Consider the following 1,629-nt stretch of genomic DNA (forward strand, 5'->3'; position numbering starts at 1 on the left):
TACGATCCGCCGATCAGCTTTGATGGATTGGCGCGCAGTATGCGGGCAGCTGTACACCACAGCTCACCAATGTTTGTGAAGCGCAATATTCTGGCCTCCACCTTCATTCCGCACCCATTGTTAAGCCAGCAGGAATTTAGCCGCTATGCATTGGATTACCTGGTGTTTGGTAATGCGTTCCTGGAACTGCGCAAGAACCAGCTCGGTGAGCCGTTACGCCTACAGTGTTCCCCGGCTAAGTACACCCGCCGGGGTGTGGAACCGGATACCTACTGGTTTGTTCAGGATTGGAAGGAGCCTCATCAGTTCGCACCAGGTAGCGTGTTTCACCTGATTGAACCCGATGTTAACCAGGAACTGTATGGCCTGCCGGAATACCTGAGCGCGCTTAACTCCGCATGGCTCAACGAAGCAGCCACCCTATTCCGCCGCAAGTATTACCAGAACGGCGCGCACGCCGGTTACATCCTGTATATGACCGATGCAGCACAAAGCACCAGTGACGTAGACCGGATGCGCCAGGCAATGCGCGATACCAAAGGATTAGGTAACTTCCGTAACCTGTTTATGTACGCGCCGAACGGTAAGCCCGACGGCATCAAGATTTTGCCGTTGAGTGAAGTCGCCACCAAGGATGACTTTTTTAATATTAAGAACTCCAGCAGGGACGACCTGTTGAGTGCGCACCGCGTGCCGCCGCAGATGATGGGGATCATCCCAAATAATACGGGTGGATTTGGGGATGTGGAGAAGGCTGCTCAGGTGTTTGTGAGAAATGAGTTGATGCCGTTGCAGGAGAGGATGAAAGAACTAAATAACTGGTTTAATGATACAGTAGTTAGCTTTTATAAGTATAAGATGTAGACTCACGGCGCCAACTATACTCATTTATAGTTGGCACCATTTTTATCTATTATTCAGGAATTCCTTTTCTGTTTGGAGTAGAAATCCACTTTTTTATATTCCCGATGAAATCCCAAACGTCACCTTTAGATGGGTAGATATACCCATCCGAGTCTGGATTATCACCCATGGCTTCAAATATACCTGCCAACCACGAGTGTTTACTTCTGCTAATATCAATGTCGGCGAGCCAATTTTCCACCTCTCCGTGCGGCACAACAAATACACCGTATTCTGCTAGATCATCCAGGAATTTTTGAAACCCCTCCCTGTCACTTTTACTTAGCAAATTAATTCCACCATCTGTCTTCATATCTTTATTAGTATTTTCAAAGGTGGATTTAAATTTTGAACGCAAAATACCAAATGCTTCATGTTGTATTTCTGGGAAATGCGCACCTGTTAATGGTTTTTTCCAGGTACTCCCCCCCTCCTTTATTATATCTATATCTACAACACCTACTGCTGGGATGCCTATATCTCTTAATGGCTTTACAATATCCCAAACAGTTTGTTTATTTTGGGCATTGAAGGCTGTTTGTTTCCTGTCTCTTATACACATCTCCGAGCCCACGAGACAGGAGGTATCATCTCGTATTCCGTCTTCTGCTTGAAAAAAGGGGGGGGGGGGGGGGGGGGGGGGGGGGGGGGGGGGGGGGGGGGGGGGGGGGGGGGGGGGGGGGGGGGGGGGGGGGGGGGGGGGGGGGGGGGGGGGGGGGGGGGGGG

The 1,629-nt window shown here is 49.9% G+C and carries 2 protein-coding genes; one reads left to right on the forward strand and one right to left on the reverse strand.

Annotated elements, in window-relative coordinates; translation table 11 throughout:
* A partial coding sequence (locus JHD74_RS25725) for a phage portal protein (RefSeq protein WP_199063876.1) occupies window positions 1-864 on the forward strand: 864 nt, incomplete at its 5' end.
* Between the two features lie 49 nt (window positions 865-913).
* On the opposite strand, the gene JHD74_RS25730 is transcribed toward JHD74_RS25725, so the two are convergent.
* Window positions 914-1,465, reverse strand: coding sequence for a hypothetical protein (locus JHD74_RS25730; protein ID WP_199063877.1), 552 nt, complete (start codon window positions 1,463-1,465; stop codon window positions 914-916).
* Window positions 1,466-1,629: the final 164 nt, after the last annotated feature.

Source organism: Serratia sp. ASV30, assembly GCF_016428815.1.
Lineage (GTDB): Bacteria > Pseudomonadota > Gammaproteobacteria > Enterobacterales > Enterobacteriaceae > Chania > Chania fonticola_C.

Excerpts from the sequence above, each read along its gene's own strand:
- JHD74_RS25730 (WP_199063877.1), bottom strand. The coding sequence starts at position 1,465 with ATGTGTATAAGAGACAGGAAACAAACAGCCTTCAATGCCCAAAATAAA.